16 protein-coding genes are annotated in these 17,395 nt (G+C 73.1%); 9 read left to right on the top strand and 7 right to left on the bottom strand.

The features are described from left to right. The first annotated feature begins 133 nt into the window (after window positions 1–133). From ACIP93_RS27165 to ACIP93_RS27145, 5 genes are all read left to right on the top strand, one after another. Complete coding sequence (locus ACIP93_RS27165; protein WP_401762504.1) at window positions 134–649, top strand: hypothetical protein; 516 nt, start codon at window positions 134–136, stop codon at window positions 647–649. Beyond that, a complete protein-coding gene (locus tag ACIP93_RS27160) occupies window positions 619–2,037 on the top strand; it encodes a hypothetical protein (RefSeq protein WP_401762974.1) in 1,419 nt (472 codons plus the stop codon). The genes ACIP93_RS27165 and ACIP93_RS27160 overlap by 31 nt, the downstream gene beginning before the upstream one ends. Then, window positions 2,034–3,470, top strand: coding sequence for a VWA domain-containing protein (locus tag ACIP93_RS27155; RefSeq protein WP_401762501.1), 1,437 nt, complete (start codon window positions 2,034–2,036; stop codon window positions 3,468–3,470). The genes ACIP93_RS27160 and ACIP93_RS27155 overlap by 4 nt, the downstream gene beginning before the upstream one ends. 93 nt (window positions 3,471–3,563) lie before the next feature. Beyond that, complete coding sequence (locus tag ACIP93_RS27150; RefSeq protein ID WP_401762498.1) at window positions 3,564–4,685, top strand: AAA family ATPase; 1,122 nt, start codon at window positions 3,564–3,566, stop codon at window positions 4,683–4,685. Then, complete coding sequence (locus ACIP93_RS27145) at window positions 4,682–7,492, top strand: hypothetical protein (RefSeq protein ID WP_401762495.1); 2,811 nt, start codon at window positions 4,682–4,684, stop codon at window positions 7,490–7,492. Before ACIP93_RS27150 ends, ACIP93_RS27145 begins: the two co-directional genes overlap by 4 nt. A gap of 36 nt (window positions 7,493–7,528) precedes the next feature. Here ACIP93_RS27145 and ACIP93_RS27140 read toward each other — a convergent pair whose 3' ends face one another. The 5 genes from ACIP93_RS27140 to rpmG all read right to left on the bottom strand — a co-directional run bounded on the left by ACIP93_RS27140 (window position 7,529) and on the right by rpmG (window position 11,549). Then, window positions 7,529–8,734: a cytochrome P450 gene (locus ACIP93_RS27140; protein ID WP_401762492.1), complete on the bottom strand. Its 1,206-nt coding sequence runs from the start codon at window positions 8,732–8,734 to the stop codon at window positions 7,529–7,531. Window positions 8,735–8,898: 164 nt separating this feature from the next. Then, the gene (locus ACIP93_RS27135) at window positions 8,899–9,768 is read right to left on the bottom strand and encodes an alpha/beta fold hydrolase (RefSeq protein ID WP_401762489.1); all 870 of its coding nucleotides are present in this window, start codon (window positions 9,766–9,768) and stop codon (window positions 8,899–8,901) included. Between the two features lie 133 nt (window positions 9,769–9,901). Continuing rightward, window positions 9,902–11,086, bottom strand: coding sequence for a CobW family GTP-binding protein (locus ACIP93_RS27130; protein WP_401762486.1), 1,185 nt, complete (start codon window positions 11,084–11,086; stop codon window positions 9,902–9,904). After that, the gene (locus ACIP93_RS27125; protein WP_345219408.1) at window positions 11,086–11,340 is read right to left on the bottom strand and encodes a type B 50S ribosomal protein L31; all 255 of its coding nucleotides are present in this window, start codon (window positions 11,338–11,340) and stop codon (window positions 11,086–11,088) included. Before ACIP93_RS27125 ends, ACIP93_RS27130 begins: the two co-directional genes overlap by 1 nt. Window positions 11,341–11,384: 44 nt before the next feature. Continuing rightward, window positions 11,385–11,549, bottom strand: coding sequence for a 50S ribosomal protein L33 (rpmG, locus tag ACIP93_RS27120; protein WP_345219409.1), 165 nt, complete (start codon window positions 11,547–11,549; stop codon window positions 11,385–11,387). A 111-nt stretch (window positions 11,550–11,660) separates the two neighbouring features. Between rpmG and rpmB the strand changes: the two genes are divergently transcribed. The 3 genes from rpmB to lpdA all read left to right on the top strand — a co-directional run bounded on the left by rpmB (window position 11,661) and on the right by lpdA (window position 14,222). Further along, a complete protein-coding gene (rpmB, locus tag ACIP93_RS27115) occupies window positions 11,661–11,897 on the top strand; it encodes a 50S ribosomal protein L28 (protein ID WP_345219410.1) in 237 nt (78 codons plus the stop codon). Beyond that, window positions 11,897–12,202: a 30S ribosomal protein S14 gene (gene rpsN / locus ACIP93_RS27110; RefSeq protein ID WP_345219411.1), complete on the top strand. Its 306-nt coding sequence runs from the start codon at window positions 11,897–11,899 to the stop codon at window positions 12,200–12,202. Before rpmB ends, rpsN begins: the two co-directional genes overlap by 1 nt. 616 nt (window positions 12,203–12,818) lie before the next feature. Next, the gene (lpdA, locus tag ACIP93_RS27105) at window positions 12,819–14,222 is read left to right on the top strand and encodes a dihydrolipoyl dehydrogenase (protein ID WP_345219412.1); all 1,404 of its coding nucleotides are present in this window, start codon (window positions 12,819–12,821) and stop codon (window positions 14,220–14,222) included. 89 nt (window positions 14,223–14,311) lie between these two features. On the opposite strand, the gene ACIP93_RS27100 is transcribed toward lpdA, so the two are convergent. After that, window positions 14,312–15,472: a serine hydrolase domain-containing protein gene (locus tag ACIP93_RS27100; RefSeq protein ID WP_401762480.1), complete on the bottom strand. Its 1,161-nt coding sequence runs from the start codon at window positions 15,470–15,472 to the stop codon at window positions 14,312–14,314. Between the two features lie 225 nt (window positions 15,473–15,697). Here ACIP93_RS27100 and ACIP93_RS27095 point away from each other — a divergent pair, with 225 nt between their 5' ends. After that, window positions 15,698–16,330: a class I SAM-dependent DNA methyltransferase gene (locus ACIP93_RS27095; RefSeq protein WP_401762477.1), complete on the top strand. Its 633-nt coding sequence runs from the start codon at window positions 15,698–15,700 to the stop codon at window positions 16,328–16,330. A 7-nt stretch (window positions 16,331–16,337) separates the two neighbouring features. Here ACIP93_RS27095 and ACIP93_RS27090 read toward each other — a convergent pair whose 3' ends face one another. Continuing rightward, a complete protein-coding gene (locus ACIP93_RS27090) occupies window positions 16,338–17,270 on the bottom strand; it encodes a LysR family transcriptional regulator (RefSeq protein ID WP_401762971.1) in 933 nt (310 codons plus the stop codon). Window positions 17,271–17,395 lie beyond the last annotated feature (125 nt).

The raw sequence follows: 17,395 nt of genomic DNA, 5'->3' as shown, positions 1-17,395 counted from the left end.
CACCGGTCCGCGCCACGCCACGGCCCGTTGTCAGTGGTCGCGTCTATGTTCGTTCCATGTCCCGCCGAACCGACGGGGCCGCCTTCCCGAGGCGTGCCCCGTTGCTCGGCGTACCCGGAACGAAGGAGTTGACGTGACGGCAGAGAGCGTTCACAGGGAGAGGTCGAGCACGGTGCGCGTGATCGCACCGGCCCGGCCCCGCAAACTGGCCAAGGTGCCGTTCGTGGAACTGGCCGACGGACGCCTCCAGGGGGTCGTCTCCAGCGGGTCCGACATCCAGCGGGTGTACGTGTCGTCGGTCGCCGCCAAGGACTTCGCGTACACGTGCAGCACGAACAACAACCGCCCCTGCGGCGGCCTCCGGGGCGGTTACTGCAACCACATCCGCGCGCTGGTCACCGAAGCGGTCGTGCAGTACGGCGTCGAGCGCGTCGCCCGGTACCTGCGCGTGGAGATCGCCGGGGCCGACGCCGGCGCCGCCGACCTCGTCACCGCCATGACGGCCACCCGCCCCTCCGGCGGGGAGAGTTCGGCCGCCGCCTCGGTCTTCAGCCGCTTTCTGCGGCATCTCGCCTACCTCGAACTGGCCCCGGTCACCGCCCCGTTGCCCGAGATGCACTGGTTCCCGCCGACCCGGGCGGTGGCGTGATGCGCATGGATCTGCTGACCGACGACGTGGCGGGTCTCGACGCGGCGCTGGCCGCCGTCGACGCCTTCGACCGGGTGCTGGTGGACGGGCTGCTGCGGCCGGGTTCCGCGCAGGCCGGGGGGCTGACCGAGCTGGCCCGTGCCGTCTCGGGGAGCCCGCTGGCCGCGCGGGTCGCCCGGGCCGCCGAGAAGACCGCCGGGGGCGGTGGCGGCGAGGACGACTTCGTCGCGCTCGCCGCGGCGCGTTCCGCCCTGCTCGGAGCCGTGCACGACGCGCTGCTGGAGCGTGTCGGGGCGGCCACGGGGCGGGAGCCCGCAGCGGCCGGCTTCCCCGCTCCCGGGGCCACGGGCGGCGCGAACGTGCTGGCCGCCGCCCGGTCCTGGCTCGCCGACCTGGCGCGCGCGGGCTGGCGGGGGCTCGACCACGAAGGGGTGTCGGCCGCGGCGCCCGTCGTCTCCGCGCTCCTCGCCGACCCCGCGCTGCGCCGGCTCGCCGCCCTGCTCGACGGATTCGCCGCCGAACTCGCCGCGTCCTGTCCCGGCGCGGGCGTCGAGCAGTTCCCGGTACGCAGGTGGGCCGACCTGTGGACGAAGGGCCTGCTGCTGACCGTGCCAGGGGCGGCGGCCGGGGCCGGGGCCGAGCCGGTCACCGGGCGGCTGCTGCCGCTCGGCGTCGACCTCCAGGAGCACGCCACCGCCGTGCAGGCACAGGTCCACGCCGTGTTCGAGCCCGCCGACGGATCGCCGTCCCGGATCGTGCGGGCGAGCGTGTCGGCGCCCAAGCCGGACACCGTCGTCGGGGCAGGGCTCTGGCAACTGCTGCGGCCGCACATGTCGCTGCTGACCGCCGCGGGCGAGGGACGCGCCATGGAGCTGACCGGCATGCCGCTCACCGCCGAGGGCGACCTCCTGTGGGCCGACGTGCACGCGAAGCCGGGTGAGCCCGCCGACGCGCTCACCACCGCGCGAGTGGCCCTGCCCGCCGCGACCGGCCCGCAGACCGCGCCCCTGGACCGGCATCCGGCGCGCCTGGCGGTCCCGGTGTTCCTGGAGGGGTACGGCACCGGGACGGACGGCGACGCGGTGACGTTCGAGGTGGCCGGACAGCGGCTGGGCGTGGACGTCGACCGCATCCCGGCGGCCGGACCGCTCACCCCCCGGGCCGTCGCGGCCTCGCGGGCCTGCATTGGGCTGCTGCGCTGGGACGCCGGGGAGTTCCGGCTCCAGCCGCTCGCGGTGGAGACGCTCGTACGAAAGAAACCGGTCGGCGTGCACGCCGGGGCGTGGGCGGGCGGGACCACGGACAAGGCCGGGGCGAAGGCCGAGAAGGCGGCCACCGACGCCGCGACCGTACTGCGCGAACGAGCGGGAAGGCTGCTGCGGACATGACGACCGGAACCACGGACGACGGGGCGGAAGCCGTCTCGTACGAGAGCCGGCGGCAGGTGCAGTACTGGCGGCTGCTGTCGCGGCTCTTCGACCCCGAGGAGCAGCCGGGTCTGGAGTCGGCGAGCCTCGCCGTCGTCGAGGACCTCGGACTGCCCATGGGAGTGCTCGACGCACGGGAGTCCGTCGACACGCTGGTGCAGCGCCACCCCGAACTGGCCGCCGAGTTCGACGGGCTGATGAGCCCCGGGGGCGGGGAGCCGGACGGTGCGGACCGCGACCGGGCCGCCGAGGTGCGGCGGGCGGCGCTCGTGTCGAAGGTGCTGCTCAACGTCTTCGCACCCACCTCCGGGAACGTCTCCGCCGGGCAACTGGCGAACTGGCAGTCCGACGCGGCCTGGCTGGAACGCGCCCTGGGCTGCGGCCCCGGCGAACTGCGCGGCGGACGGGCCGGCGGCGGGCGCACCGGAGGCGGCGCGGGCCGAGGTGTCAGCCCGACCGGCAGCGGTGGCGGCGGCGCGGTGCCCGACCTCGGCCGGCTCGTCCCGGAGATCGGGCCCGAACTCGGCGCCATCGAGGCCGGCCTGGTCCGGCGGATGAGGCTGCGCGAAGTCCTCGCCGACCCCGCGCTCGCCGCGAAGCTCACGCCGAGCATGTCGCTCGTCGAGCAGCTCCTGCGCGACAAGGACAACCTCTCCGGCGTCGCCCTGGCCAACGCCAAGAAGCTGATCCGGCGGTTCGTCGACGAGGTCGCCGAAGTGCTCCGCACCCAGGTGGAGAAGTCCACCGTCGGCACGCTCGACCGGTCCGTCCCGCCCAAACGGGTCTACCGCAACCTCGATCTCGACCGCACCGTCTGGAAGAACCTCACCAACTGGGACCCCGAGCAGGAGCGCCTCTACGTCGACCGTCTCTTCTACAAGCAGACCGCCCGCAAGACCACCCCGCAGCGGCTCGTCGTCGTCGTCGACCAGTCCGGGTCCATGGTCAGCTCGATGGTCAACTGCACCATCCTGGCGTCGATCTTCGCCGGGCTGCCCAAGGTGGACGTCCATCTCGTCGCGTACGACACCCAGGCACTCGACCTGACGCCCTGGGCGCACGACCCGTTCGAGACGCTGCTGCGCACCAAGCTCGGCGGCGGCACCGACGGCACCTGCGCCATGGCCCTCGTCCAGCCGAAGATCGCCGAACCGCGCAACACGGTCGTGGTGTGGATCTCCGACTTCTACGAGTGGCAGTGCGCCGAGCTCTTCAAGAGCATGGCGGCGATCCACGCCTCGGGGGCCAAGTTCATCCCCGTCGGATCGGTCACCAGCGCCGGACGCGGTGACGTCAACCCGTGGTTCCGCGAGCGCTTCAAGGACCTGGGCACTCCCGTCCTCTCCGGCCACATACGCAAGCTGGTCCAGGAGCTGAAGACCTTCCTGGGCTGAGCCCGCCGGCCCGCGCGACGCGAGCCACCCGTGACGCTTCCCCCTTCCTCCCGCACGCCCATCGCCGTGCGTTTCCTGTCGAAAGGTACTGACATGTCCGATCTGCTGCGCGCCCCCGCCGAGATCAAGTACGCCGAGGAGCTGGACTGGCTGGAGTCCGTCGACGACGGCCACAAGCCGTTCTCCTGGCGGCTCTCGCCCAAGATGGTCCGCCTGTTCGTGCTCGGCTCCGAGCGGGCCGACGGCCTGGACCGGGAGATCTCCCAGAAGTGGTTCGGCGAGCGCTCCATCGTCGAGCGCGCCATCGTCACCCTCGCCTCGGACCGCGGCCTGCTGCTCATAGGGGACCCCGGCACCGGCAAGAGCTGGCTCGCGGAACTCCTGGCCGCCGCGATCAGCCGCAACTCCACCCTCGTCGTCCAGGGGACCGCCGGCACGACCGAGGACCACATCAAGTACGCCTGGAACGTGTCCATGGTCATCGCCAAGGGACAGTCCCGCGAGTCGATGATCCCCTCGCCGATCATGACCGCCATGGAGTCGGGACGCATCGGCCGCTTCGAGGAGCTCACCCGCTCCACCAGCGACGTCCAGGACGCCCTGATCTCCATCCTCTCCGAGAAGTACATCTCCGTCCCCGAGCTGGACAGCGACAGCGACGACAGCATCGTCTTCGCCAAGCCCGGCTTCTCCGTCATCGCCACCGCCAACAGCCGTGACCGGGGCGTCAACGACCTGTCCTCCGCGCTCAAGCGCCGCTTCAACTTCGTCCGCATCCCGGTCGTGACGAACAAGAAGAGCGAGGCCGACATCGTCCGCTTCCGCACCGAGGAACTGCTGCGCCGCCACCGGATCGAACTCGACGTGCCGCCCACCCTCCTCGACGTGCTCCTGCGGAGCTTCGCCGACCTGCGCGCCTCCGCGGCGGCAGCGGGCAGCGACGACGAGAAGCTGGAGTCGGCCCTGTCCACCGCCGAACAGATCGGCGTCCTGGAGGACTCCATCCTGCACGGCAACTTCTTCGGTGAACGCACCCTCACCGCCCGCACCCTCGCCTCCTCGCTCGTCGGCTCCCTCGCCCGCCGCGATCCCGAGGACCTGGCCATCCTCAACAAGTACCTGCACGGCGTTGTCGAGCCGCGCAGCAAGGACGAGGGCGGCGAGTGGCCGGAGTTCCTCGAAGGCGGCCGCGACGCGATCGCGACCCTGTCGTGACCGCCGCCGTGCGGCGGGCCTCCGCGAACGGGTCGGACTTCGACGCCCTCCGCCGCCAGCTCCAGGACGCGGCACGGGAGTTCGCCGACGGTCCCGGCGCCCTGGAGGGCATCCTGCTGGGCCTCGTCGACGACGTCGACCGCGCCGCCCGCGAACCCCTGGAGATCTTCCCCGTCTGCCACCACTCGCCCGCCTCCGCGACCGCCATGGCCCGCCGGCTGCGCGAGAAGCAGCCCAAGGTGATCTACCTGGAACTCTGCGAGGACATGACGCCGCTCCTCACCGAGCTGCGCAACTGCCGCCTCCCGGTGGCCGTCCAGGCGTTCGCCGCCGAGGTCGCCGGCTTCCCCGCCGACTGGGCGCCGCTGTCGGTCGTCGCCCCGATCACCGAGGCGTCCGCCGAGTACCAGGCCATCGCGTACGCACTCGACACCCCCGGCGTCGAACTCGTCCTCGTCGACCGCTCGTCGGACCACGTCTTCCAGTGGCGCACCCGCGAGGACGCGGCCGAGGTCCCCGAGGACCCCGGCCCCGACGCCCCGCCCGCCGAGGAGGAGGCAGCGCTGCACGGCGACGCGGTCGGCGTCGAGATCGGCGACCTGCGCCCGCGCTTCGCCGAACTGGAGGAACACCTCCTGCGGCACGGCAAGGTCCGGCACTGGAGCGAGTGGTGGCACCAGTACGTCGAGCAGCCGCTCGGGGCGGCGGACGTCGACCACGAGACGTACCGCCAGGTCATGTTCCTCATCGGCAGCCTCTTCCGCAGGCTCGCCCCGGGCGGCACCGGCCGGGCCGGGGTCGACGAGGACCGCGAGCGGTACATGTGGACCCGGATGCGCGCCCACCTGGCCGAGACCGGCACCGACCCCGACGACTGCCTGTACGTCTGCGGCGCGTTCCACGCGGCCAGCCGGGTCGCCGAGTTCGGGCTGCACGGCAGCGACACCTTCGAGATCACCCCGCCCAGCGGCAGCACCTGGCAGTACGGGCTGATCCCATCCAGCCACGCGGCCATCGAGGCGCAGTTCGGCCTGGCCGCCGGGTCGGTGTCGATCGCCGCGACCCAGTGGGCCAAGAACCTCAAGCGCACCAAGGTCCAGCCGTACCGGCTCGCGGGCCAGGCGGGAGCCGGGAAACCCGGCCGGAGCCGGGCCGCCGACGCCGTCGCCGCCCCGGAGCCGGGCGACAGGCTGTCCGGGTTCCTGCGGCGGGCCCCCGTCGTCGACGCCGTCGACGAGGCCGAACTCCTCGGCTGGTCCGTCGAGATCGTCCGCGCCGCCCGCAAGGCCGGCTACCTCGCCTCGACCGCCGACGCCATCGCCGTGTACGAGACGTCGATCCTGCTCGCCCGGATGCGCGAACGCGCCAGGCCCACCCCGTACGACTTCCAGGACGCGGCCGTCACCTGCATAGAGAAGGACAGCGTGCCGGGCAGGCGCGACGTCCGCAGGCTCGTCGAGATCATGCTGGGCGGGGACCGGATCGGCCGCGTGGGGTACGAGGCGCTGCCGCCCCTGGCACGCGACGTGCACGACCGGCTGGCCCCGCTCGGCCTCAAGCTCGAACAGCGCGGCGTGAAGAGGGCGCTGCTCGACCTGGCGGGACAGCCCGGACTGCGGCCGTGCTCCGACGTGCTGTGGATGCTGCGCCGCCTGCTGCCGGCCGGCGCCGCCCGCCCCATCATGGGCGAGCGCACGCTCGGCGAACAGTCCCTCCAGGAGTCCTGGGACCTGGCCATCGGCACCCACCAGCGCGCGCTCATCGAGCTGGGCTACGAGGGCGTCAGCCTCGAACAGGTCCTGGAACAACGGCTGCGGCGCGCCGCCTACGACCCGCAGGCCACCACCGCGACCGTCCTCCAGGCGGTCGAGGAGGCGACGCTGTACCTGCGCAGCCGCCGCCTCGCCGACGAACTCGGCACCCGCGCCCTGGAGGTCCTGGCCGCCGAACGCACCGTCGACGGCGCACCGGAGGTGCTGCGCAGGGTCCGCCGCCTGCTCGCGTACTACCGCACGTCCGAACCCTCGCTCCCGCAGTGGGTCGAGTCCTTCGTCAAGACCGGTTACGCGCACTACTGCACGCTGCTGCCCACGGCCTTCGCCGACGAGGACGCGGGCGCGCGCCAGGTCGCGGCGATGCTGGGCTTCCTGTTCAGCATGGAGGGCCTGGCCCTCTCGCTCGGCTGCGACCGCACGCAACTGGAGCTGGCCGTCGCCCAGTGCCACCCGCGGGAGCAGTCCCGTACGGCACTGCTGTGGGCGGCGCAGGTGCAGCTCGGGCTGCTGACCCGGGAGGAACTGCGCTCACGCTGCGACGCGCTGCTGGCCGACCCGCTCGCCCTGCCCGCCTACCCCCGCTACCTCAGCGGACTGCTGCACGCCCTGGAGCCGGTGCCGCAGTTGGTGGACTTCGTCGTCGAAGCGGTGTCGAACGCCTTCGGCCGCCTCCCCGACCGGGTGCTCCTGCCGTGGCTGCCCACGCTGGTCACCGCCCTGCGCGCGGACGGCGCGGAGCTCGCCGCCCGGCTGACCCGCGAGGCCGGGCGCGTCTTCCCGGGACGGCTCGCGGCACTGGACGCGTGGACGCCGCCGTGGCGCGAGCAGCCCGCGCCCGCGGGGTCGCCGGCCCCCGCAGCCGGGCGTGCCGTACTGCTCGCCGCACATCCGGCGGCGTGCGACGCGCTGGCGGAACTCCTGGGCTGCGAGGGCCCGTGGGCGGCACAGGACGCACCGGCCGGCGGTGCGGAGCTGCTGGACCGGTTCCCGGACGCGGCGGAGGCCTGGGAGGCGCTGCTGGCGACGGGCTGACGAAGGGGCGGGCGGGGCGTTCGTGGGCCCGCCCGCTCAGACCGTGACGAGCAGCTCGCTCAGACCGCGCATCACGAAGTTGGGTCTCCGCCCGGGTTCGGCGGCCGGGCTCAGCGCGGGGGCCCGGTCGAGCAGCGCGCGCAGGGAGGCGGCGAGTTCGATGCGGGCCAGGGGCGCGCCGATGCAGTAGTGGATGCCCGCGCTGAAGGAGATGTGCGGGTTGTCCTTCCTGGCCAGGTCGAGCCGTTCCGGGTGGTCGAAGACCGCCGGGTCGTGGTTGGCGGAGCCGAAGAGCAGGGCGACCTCGGAGCCCCGCCCGATCGTCACGCCGTCGATCTCGATGTCGTCGAGGACCCAGCGTTCGAAGAGCTGGAGGGGGGTGTCGTACCGCAGCAGCTCCTCCACGGCGGTGGGGACGAGCTCCCGCGGGTCCGCCCGGAGCGCGGCGAGCTGGCCGGGGTGGCGGAAGAGGGCGTGCCAGCCGTTGGCGGTGGCGTTCACGGTGGCCTCGTGGCCCGCGTTGAGCAGCAGGACGCAGGTGGAGATCACCTCCTGCTCGGTGAGGCGCTCGCCGTCCTCGTGGGCGGCGATGAGACCGGAGAGGAGGTCGTCGCCGGGGGAGCGGCGGCGGAAGGCGATCAGGTCCTTGAGGTACGCGGTGAACTCGCGGGAGGCGCGGACGGCCCGCTCGGCGGTCTCGGGCGGGGGATTGAGCTCGTACATGCCGCAGATGTCGGCGGACCACGGGCGCAGCGGAGCCCGGTCCCGCTCCGGGATGCCGAGCATCTGCGCGATCACGGCCACGGGCAGCGGCTCGGCCACGGAGGAGAGGAGATCCCCGCCGCCGCTCTCGACGAGGTCTGCCACGAGATCGGCGGCCAGGCCCTCGACGTACGGGGTGAGGCGGGTGACCGTGCGCGGGGTGAAGGCCTTCGCGACCAGGCGGCGGATGCGGGTGTGGTCCGGGGCCTCCAGGTCGAGCAGGCCGTGGTCGTTGAGGGTGTGGAAGGGCTCGTGCTCGGCGGGCGGAGCGCTGCGGCCGAACTCCTCGTGCGTGAAGCGGTGCTGGTACGTCCGGCCCAGCCGGCGGTCGCGGAGCAGGGCGGAGACATCGGCGTGGCGGGGGACCAGCCACTGGCCGGTGGGCTCGAAGAAGTGGACGCGGGTGCGGCTGCGGAGGGCCGCGTAGCTGGGGTAGGGGTCACTGAGGAACTCTGCTGACCAGGGGTCGAACTCATCCATGCCCGGACGCTAGCCGCCTTCCCCCGGCCTGACCACCCGCCCTCCGCGAAGGGCGGGACACGGGCCGGGCCAGGGGCAGCGTCACCGGTGACGGGAGCATCACCGCCCAGGGCGGAGTCACGCCACCGGCCGGGGCGGCGTCACCGCCGACGGCGGCGTCCGCGTCAGGAATCTCCGTCCAGCACCGCCCGCAGCGCCTTCGCGAACTCCGCCGGCTCCCCCTCCTGCCCGAACTCCCCGCCCAGGAAGCCCCCGTGGTGGCTGGGGAACATCGTCGGGGCGATGCCCAGCCGCTCGGCCACGCCCAGCGCCCCCCGGGCCGGCAGCTCGCGCTCCGACTCCCGGCCGGCCGCGATCACGAGTCGTGTCGAGGCGGCCCGCAGTGCCACGAAGTCCGGCCGGTAGCCCGTGGAGTTGCGCAGGTTCTGGCCCAGCAGCGCGTCGTCGCGGGTGCCGTCGTCCTGCGTCGGCAGGCCGAAGGCCGCCGGGTCGGGCGCGGGCCCGTCCGTCCAGTCCGCCGGGAACGGCCCCTGGTGCACCGCCGCCGCGATGAACTTCGCCATCCCCGCCCCGAACCCTTCCCGCCGGTACGTCTCGCCCATGTCCGCGAAGACCCGCAGGGCGACGTCCCGGTCCGGCAGGACCTCCGCGAGCGGCGGCTCGTGCGCGACCACGGTGCGGGCCAGCGCGGGGTGGCTCGCGACCAGGGCGAGCGTGTTGACCGCGCCGCCGCTGCTCGCGAAGACGTCCACCGTCTCCGCGCCGACCGCTTCGATCACCGCGCGGATGTCCTCCGCGTGCTCCTCGGGGTGGGACTCCGCCGCCCCGTCGGTGCGCTTGCTCCGCTCGACGCCCCGGGGGTCGTAGGTGATCACCGTACGGTCCGTGAAGTGCGCGGCGAGCGAGACGAACCCGGCCGCGCTCATCGGCGAGCCGAGCAGGAACAGGGGGACGCCGCCACCGGTGCCGGGGCGCACGTCGTAGGCCAGCTCGGCGCCGGGCACGGACAGGGTGTGGGACTCGGGCGAGGTCATGGTCGACTCCTGGGAAGGTCGGGGCGGGAAGCCGTCTGCGTTGCTGAAAGGCAGACTCCGTCCAGGTGCGGAAGTCATCGCGCGCACGGCGACCTCTTCGGCCTTTCGAGAAGCGGACCGGGAGGTTCGGGCGTCAGCGGGCGGGTGCCAGGAACACGTCGAAGGCCGCCGGGAGCCGTTCCCAGCCGTGCCGCCCCGCCGCGTACTCCGCGTCCGTCAGCAGACAGGAGTCCAGCAGGCGCGTCAGCCCCTCCCGGTCCAGGCCCGGTGAGGTGAACACCAGGTGCTGGCAGCAGTCCCCGTGCTCGGGGTGCCAGTCCAGCGCCGCCGCCGTCCGCCGGATCGGCGACTCCAGCTCCCAGGCCGCGTCCGGCAGCCCCGCCAGCCACGGGCCCGAAGCCTCCACGCACAGCGCGCCGCCCGCGCAGTCCCAGGCCAGCAGCGTGTCCGGCCGGTCCGCGAGCCAGAACCTGCCCCGGCTGCGCACCGCCCCGCAGCACAGCTCCTCCAGCGCGTCGAAGAGCCTGCCGGGGTGGAAGGGGCGGTGCCGGTGCCACACCAGGGTGGACACACCGGCCTCGTCCGCCTCCTGGGGAAGCCGGGCGCAGGCCGGATGCTGCGCCGCGGCGGCGGCCGCCACGTCGAACCCGGCGAAGGCCTCCCGCACCAGATCGTCGGAGTCGACGGACACCTGTCGGGCCGTCGGGTGGAGCTGCGCGAGCAGCGCCCGGTCCTCCGCGTCCGCGTGGCCGTCGTCGGCGAGCGCGAGCACGGAGGCGTATTCGAGCTGCCGGGCCCAGGTGTCGCCCACCGCGCGCCGGTCCGTGGCCGCGACGGCCAGGCCCGCCTCCGCGAGGTCGTCCCCGTTCCCCAGACTCGGGAGTACGAGAGCGGGGTCGACGGCGGTGATCACCCCGGTCAGCCGCAGGCTCTCGCCGCCATGGGCGGCGACGGCCTCCGCCGTCGCGCGCGGCTCCACCGCGTCCCACAGCTCCACGACCGCGAGCCGGGTGAGCCCGAGCGCGGCGATGCGCCGCAGCTCGGGCAGCAGGTCCGCACGCAAGGCGCAGCACGCGCAGTCGTTGACCAGCGGTGTCTCGCCCCGGGTCAGCTCGCCCGTGGCATCGCGGACCGTGCGCAGCACCGCCCCGGAACCGGGTGCGCGGGCCGCCTCCGCGAGGTCGTGGTGCAGGGCGACGCTGCCGGGGACGGCCGCCAGGAGGCGGTCCACCGCCCGGCGGCGGGCGTCCGCGTGGAGCCCGCCGACCAGGGCGACCGCCAACGGGGGCGGTCCGAGCGCTCCGGGTGCCGCCTCCATCACTTCGCCCCGGGGCGGCCGTACCGGCGCTCGAACTGCTCGACGCGTCCGGCGGTGTCCAGGACGCGGGCGGTGCCGGTGTAGAAGGGGTGGCTCACCGAGGAGATCTCGACGTCGACCACCGGATAGGTGTTGCCGTCCTCCCACTCGACCGTCCTGGTGCTGGTGGCGGTGGAGCGGGTGAGGAAGGCGGAGCCGACGGCGGTGTCGCGGAAGACGACGGGGCCGTAGGCGGGGTGGATTCCGTGCTGCATGAGGGGTTCCTCCAAGAGGTGGGGCGGGTGGCGGGGGCCGGCGGTCAGCGTTCCTCGCGGAAGTCGACGTGCCGGGCGGCCTTCGGGTCGTACTTGCGCAGGACCAGCCGGTCGGGGCTGGTGCGGCGGTTCTTGCGGGTCACGTAGGTGAAGCCGGTCCCCGCCGTGGAGCGGAGCTTGACGATCGGGCGTACTTCGTTGCGAGCCATGGCGCTATCATACTGAAAACGGGAACCATTTTCAATAGCGGTTCTCCGCCGGTACGTCGCCGGGGCGTCCGCCGCCCCGGCACCGGACGCACAGAGAGGCAGGTCCCGCCCTTGTCCGCCCACTGCCAGCTGACCGGAGCCAAGCCGGGCTTCGGCAATCGCATCTCCCACTCCCACCGGCGCACCGCGCGCCGCTTCGACCCGAACATCCAGCACAAGCGCTACTGGCTGCCCAGCGAGGGGCGCGGCGTCCGGCTGACCCTCAGCGCACGCGGCATCAGGACGGTCGACGTCATCGGCATCGAGGCGGCCGTCGCCCGCATCAGGGCCCGAGGGGGGAAGGTCTGATGGCGAAGCGGAGCAAGATCGCGAAGAACGGGCAGCGGCGGGCGACCGTCGCGCGGTACGCGGCCCGCAGGGCCGAGCTGAAGGGGGTCCTGCGCCGGGCGGACGCCACCGAAGCCGAGCGCGCGGCGGCCGGCGCCGAGCTGCGCCGCCAGCCGCGCGACGCGAGCGCGACCCGGGTGCGCAACCGGGACAGCGTGGACGGCCGGCCGCGCGGGCACCTGCGGAAGTTCGGGCTCTCCCGGGTGCGGATGCGCGAGCAGGCACACGCGGGGTTCCTGCCGGGGGTCACCACGTCGTCGTGGTGAGCCGCCGGGGGGGGGCGGGCGGCGCGTGAGCCGCCGGCCCGCGGAGGGGGCGGGCGGTGAGCATGCCGCCCACCCCCTCACCGGTTCACCAGCCGATCGTGGGATGCATGCCGTTGCAGCCCGACTCCCGGGTCGGGCAGGACGGGTGCGGTTCCAAGGGAGGCGAGGGCGGCGGTTCCGGGGGGAGCGGCAGGGGCTCCGGGTTCGCGAACGCCGCGCAGTCGCAGGCCGCGCAGGCCCCCGCGTACCGCGGCTCGCCGTGCCGGAAGCGCGCGTCGCCGCACCGGCATCTGGTCGTCGCCCAGGACATCGTCCTCGCCCCCTGTCACCGGCGTGTCGCCCCCGGGATGCGCAAGGCCCTCAGGGTACGGCGCGGGGCCCGCGTGCGACCAGGGCCGCGCGCACTGTGGCGGTCGTCACCGGGCAGCGGGCGCCGCCCCGGTTGCCGCTACCGTGTGACGTGCCCGTGGCGCGGCGGAATGATCTCCGGAGCGCGGCGGTTGGACGTAACGCGACAGGTGACACAGCAGGTGACGTGATCCGTCACGCGGCACACATCGCGGCTCGTCATCCGGGCTGGGCGCGACACACCGGTTTGATTCAGAGGGGAACTTCCATGCAAGAGCGCTTCGACGTCGTCGTCCTCGGGGCGGGACCCGGTGGCTACGTCGCCGCCATCCGCGCGGCCCAACTGGGCAAGAAGGTCGCGGTGGTGGAGGAGAAGTACTGGGGCGGCGTCTGTCTGAACGTCGGCTGCATCCCGACCAAGGCGCTCCTGCGCAACGCCGAACTGGCGCACATCTTCACCCGCGAGGCCAAGACCTTCGGCATCAAGGTCGACGGCGAGGTGACCTTCGACTACGGCGAGGCCCACCGGCGCAGCCGCCGGGTCGCGGACGGCCGGGTCAAGGGCGTCCACTACCTGATGAAGAAGAACGGCATCACCGAGATCGACGGCCGGGGCACCTTCCTCGACGCGCACACCCTCCAGGTCGCCGGCTCCGACGGCACCACGCGGCAGATCTCCTTCGAGAACTGCGTCATCGCCACCGGCGCCACCCCCAAGCTGCTCCCCGGCACGGCGCGCAGCGAGCGCGTCGTGACGTACGAGGAGCAGATCCTCGCCGAGGACCTCCCGCGGTCCGTCGTCATCGCGGGCGCCGGCGCCATCGGTATCGAGTTCGCGTACGTCCTGCACAACTACGGCGTGAAGGTCACCATCGTCGAGTTCCTGGACCGGATCGCGCCGCTGGAGGACGTGGATGTCTCCACCGAACTGGCCAAGCAGTACCGGAAGCTGGGCATCGACGTGCTCACCTCGACCCGTGTCGAGTCCATCGACGAGTCCGGCGCGCAGGTCCAGGTGACGGTCACCGGCAAGGACGGCGCGCAGAAGGTGCTGGAGGCCGACAAGGTCCTCCAGGCGATCGGCTTCGCGCCGAACGTCACCGGTTACGGTCTGGAGGCGACCGGTGTCGCCGTCACCGAGCGCGGCGCGATCGAGGTCGACGGCCGCTGCCGCACCTCGGTGCCGCACATCTACGCCATCGGCGACGTCACCGCCAAGCTGATGCTCGCGCACACCGCCGAGGCCATGGGCGTCGTCGCCGCCGAGACCATCGCGGACGCCGAGACGATGGAGCTCGACTACCCGATGATCCCGCGCGCCACGTACTCGCAGCCGCAGATCGCCAGCTTCGGCTGGACCGAGGCGCAGGCCAGGGAGAAGGGCTTCGACGTCAAGGTCGCCAAGTTCCCCTTCACCGCCAACGGCAAGGCGCACGGCCTGGGCGACGCGACCGGTTTCGTGAAGCTGATCAGCGACGACACCCACGGCGAGATCATCGGCGCGCACCTGATCGGCCCCGATGTCACCGAGCTGCTCCCGGAGCTGACGCTGGCCCAGCAGTGGGACCTCACCGTCCACGAGGTCGCGCGCAACGTGCACGCGCACCCGACGCTGGGCGAGGCCGTCAAGGAGGCGGTGCACGGACTCGCCGGGCACATGATCAATTTCTGACGCGACGCGACGCGGGGCCGCGCCGGGACGGCAGGCTCGATCGGGCCTGCCGTCCCGGTCGAGCCTGCAGGCCCGGCTGCCCCGGCGGGCTACTTGGGGCAGAACTCCGCCTCCATCACCGTGTCCGTGTCCCCGCTCCAGTCCCCGTTCAGGTTCAGCGCCACCGCCTTGCCGCCGTCCTCGCTCGCCATCGCGTGCGTCGTCGAGCCGTGGATTCCTCCCGTGTGGCCCCACATCACCTTGCCGCAGGACTGCTTCTCCTGGTAGATGCCCAGGCCGTAGGCCAGGTCGGGGCGCTGGTCGCTCATCGGGACGGTGGTCTTCATCTCGGCGAGCTGCCGCTTCGGCAGGAGCTTGCCGGTGAGCAGGGCGCGGTAGAAGCGGGTCAGGTCGGCCGTGCTGGAGACCATGCCGCCCGCGGCGCCCGCCAGGGTGGGGTTCAACTCGGTGATGTCGTACTTCTTCGCCGTCGCCGGGTCCGCGCCGAAAGTGGTGTAGGCGCGGCTGCTGGGGCGCGGCAGGCGGGACTCGTCGTGCGGGACGGAGGTGGCGCGCAGCGCGAGCGGGCGCAGGATGCGCCGGTCGATCTCGGACTCGTAGGAATGCCGGGTGACCTTCTCGATGACCAACCCGGCGAGGAGGTAATTGGTGTTGGAGTAGCCCCACTTGGCGCCGGGGTCGAAGTCGGGGGCGTGGTTCATGGCGATCTTCACCAGATCCCGGGCGGGCAGGGACTCGTAGCGGCGGTCGAGGAAGGCGACGGTCATTCTCTCGCTGATGAACTTCGGGTCGCTCGTGTAGTCGTGGATGCCGCTGGTGTGCTGGAGGAGCTGCCGCAGGGTGATCCTGCTGCCGTCGTGGCCGTTGCCCCGGACCAGGCCCGGCAGCCACTTCTCGACGCGGTCGTCGAGGGAGAGCTTGCCCTCGGCCTCCAACTGGAGCACCACCGTGGCGGTGAAGGTCTTGGTGAGGGAGCCGATGCGGAAGCGGTCCCGGGGGCCGCGTTCGCGTCCGGTGGTGAGGTCGCCGACCCCGGCGGTGTCCGTCCAGGGCCGGGACCCGCCGCGGCCCTCGGAGCGGGCGACGACACCGGGAGCCCCGTCGCGTACGAGCGCGTCGACCGCCGCCCGGGTCCGGGCGTGCGGGTCGTGGGCCTGCGCGGTGGCCGGGACGACGGTGGCGGCGAGCGCCGCGGCGGTGACGGTGGCGAGGAGGACGGTGCGCGGGGCGCGGTGTGTGCGTACGGGCATGGGGTGTCCCTGCTGGCTCGGGTGCGTGCCGGGCGACGGATGCGGCGGCATGTCGCGGGAGGGGACCGGTCGGGGACCGCCGGGGTTGCCCGCCCGGCACGGGTTGAGCCGTTTCCGGCCAATCATGGGCAGGGGCCGACTACGCCCGGGGGACAGCCGCACACCGGGTCAGGAGCGCGGGGTCGGGGGTGCGGCGCGGGCCGGGCCCGGTCAGGGCCGGCCCCCATGAACGCGGACTCTCCCCACCTCGCCACCACCGCCGACGCCTACGACTCCGTCGCCTCCCTCTACGCCGAACTCTTCCGCGACGCGCTCGACGGCACACCGCTGGACCGGGCGGTCATCGCCGCCTTCGCGGAACTCGTACGGGGCGGGACCGTCGCCGAAGTCGGCTGCGGTCCCGGCGCGGTGACCTCGCACCTGCGGGGCCTCGGGCTCGACGTCTTCGGGGTCGACCTCTCGCCCGCGATGATTGCCACCGCCCGTGAGGCGTATCCGGACCTGCGGTTCGAGACCGGGTCCATGAGCGCGCTGGAGACGGCCGACGCCTCGTTGCGCGGAGTCCTCCCGTGGTACTCGCTCATCCATACGCCTCCGCACGAACTGCCCGCTCACCTGGCGGAGTTCGCGTGCGTCATCGAGCCCGGCGGCCATCTGCTGGCCGGGTTCTACGAGGCGGACGGGGGCCCCGTGACGCCCTTCGACCACAAGGTGACGACGGCCTACCGGTGGCCGGTGGACGACCTGGCGCGACTGTCCGCCGACGCCGGGTTCACCGAGGTGGCGCGCATGCTCCGGGAGCCGGGGGAGGGGGAGCGGTTCCGTGGGGGGCGGCTCCTGATGCGCCGGGAGGGGTGACGGGCGGTCAGGCCCCGCCGGGCGCGGACTCCGTCCGGCGGGGGAGCGGCAGATGGTGGGACATGAAGGGGGTCGACGTGACGAACTCCCGGAAGGCCACGGCCGCTTCCGAGAGGTGACTGTCCTTGTTCCAGGCGAGGGTGAGCCTGCGTTCGCAGTCCGGCGCGTCCAGGCCCACCCACACCACCGGCACCCGCTCGTGCGTGCCGACCTGGCGGGACACGGCCGGGATGAGGCCGATGCCCAGACCCGCACTGATCATGTCCTGGCTGGCGCCGGGTTCGTCGCCCTCGCAGGAGATCAGCGGGGCGAGCCCCTCGGCCGCGAACAGCCTTTCCAGCAGGGCCCGTTGCCAGTAACCCCGGCGCGTGGTGACGAACGGCTCGTCGGCCACCTCCGGGATCGTCACGCTCCGCCGCCCGGCCAGCCGGTGACCGTACGGAACCGCCAACAGCACCTCCTCGCGCGCCAGTTCCACCGTTTCGAGGTGGGCGCCCGACAAGGGCTGTGAGGCGAGACAGAAGTCGACCTCCCTGGTCCGCAACCGGCGGTCCATCTCCGGTGCGTCGGACTGGTGGAGCCGGACGTCGGCGCGCGGGTGGGCGGCCCGGAAGCTGCCCAGCGCCGGGGTGATCGTCAGGAGGGTCTCCGAGGCCACGGCGACCCGGCCCAGGCCCGTGTCCCGCGCCTCCCGCACCGCCCGGCGGCCGTCGTCCAGCTCGCTCAGGGCGCGCTCGACGTGGCGCAGGAAGATGGCGCCGTACTGGTTGAGCCGGATGCGGCGGCCTTCGCGGTCGAAGAGCGGCATGCCGAGGTCGGCCTCCAGGCGCGCGACGGTACGGCTGAGGGAGGGCTGCGCGACGTGCAGTTCCTCGGCGGCGCGGCTCATGTGCTCGTACCGGGCGACCGTCCGGAAGTAGCGCAGTTGCAGCAGGTCCACGGGTCCTCCGGCGGTGGCGATCAATGCCTCTGGAGGCATCTTCACATGGCGGAACTGGTCTTGGAACGCATAAGAGATTTTCCCTACGGTCAAGGGGCGGGCCGCACCGACCGCCCCGGTGCCGC

Source organism: Streptomyces sp. NPDC088745 (assembly GCF_044751045.1).
GTDB classification, from domain to species: Bacteria; Actinomycetota; Actinomycetes; order Streptomycetales; family Streptomycetaceae; genus Streptomyces; species Streptomyces cremeus.
This window is presented reverse-complemented; position numbering and strand designations above follow the sequence as displayed.

Excerpts from the sequence above, each read along its gene's own strand:
- ACIP93_RS27155 (WP_401762501.1), top strand. The coding sequence starts at position 2,034 with ATGACGACCGGAACCACGGACGACGGGGCGGAAGCCGTCTCGTACGAG.
- ACIP93_RS27150 (WP_401762498.1), top strand. The coding sequence starts at position 3,564 with ATGTCCGATCTGCTGCGCGCCCCCGCCGAGATCAAGTACGCCGAGGAG.
- ACIP93_RS27140 (WP_401762492.1), bottom strand. The coding sequence starts at position 8,734 with ATGGATGAGTTCGACCCCTGGTCAGCAGAGTTCCTCAGTGACCCCTAC.
- ACIP93_RS27135 (WP_401762489.1), bottom strand. The coding sequence starts at position 9,768 with ATGACCTCGCCCGAGTCCCACACCCTGTCCGTGCCCGGCGCCGAGCTG.
- ACIP93_RS27130 (WP_401762486.1), bottom strand. The coding sequence starts at position 11,086 with ATGGAGGCGGCACCCGGAGCGCTCGGACCGCCCCCGTTGGCGGTCGCC.
- ACIP93_RS27125 (WP_345219408.1), bottom strand. The coding sequence starts at position 11,340 with ATGCAGCACGGAATCCACCCCGCCTACGGCCCCGTCGTCTTCCGCGAC.
- rpmG (WP_345219409.1), bottom strand. The coding sequence starts at position 11,549 with ATGGCTCGCAACGAAGTACGCCCGATCGTCAAGCTCCGCTCCACGGCG.
- rpsN (WP_345219411.1), top strand. The coding sequence starts at position 11,897 with ATGGCGAAGCGGAGCAAGATCGCGAAGAACGGGCAGCGGCGGGCGACC.
- lpdA (WP_345219412.1), top strand. The coding sequence starts at position 12,819 with ATGCAAGAGCGCTTCGACGTCGTCGTCCTCGGGGCGGGACCCGGTGGC.
- ACIP93_RS27100 (WP_401762480.1), bottom strand. The coding sequence starts at position 15,472 with ATGCCCGTACGCACACACCGCGCCCCGCGCACCGTCCTCCTCGCCACC.
- ACIP93_RS27095 (WP_401762477.1), top strand. The coding sequence starts at position 15,698 with ATGAACGCGGACTCTCCCCACCTCGCCACCACCGCCGACGCCTACGAC.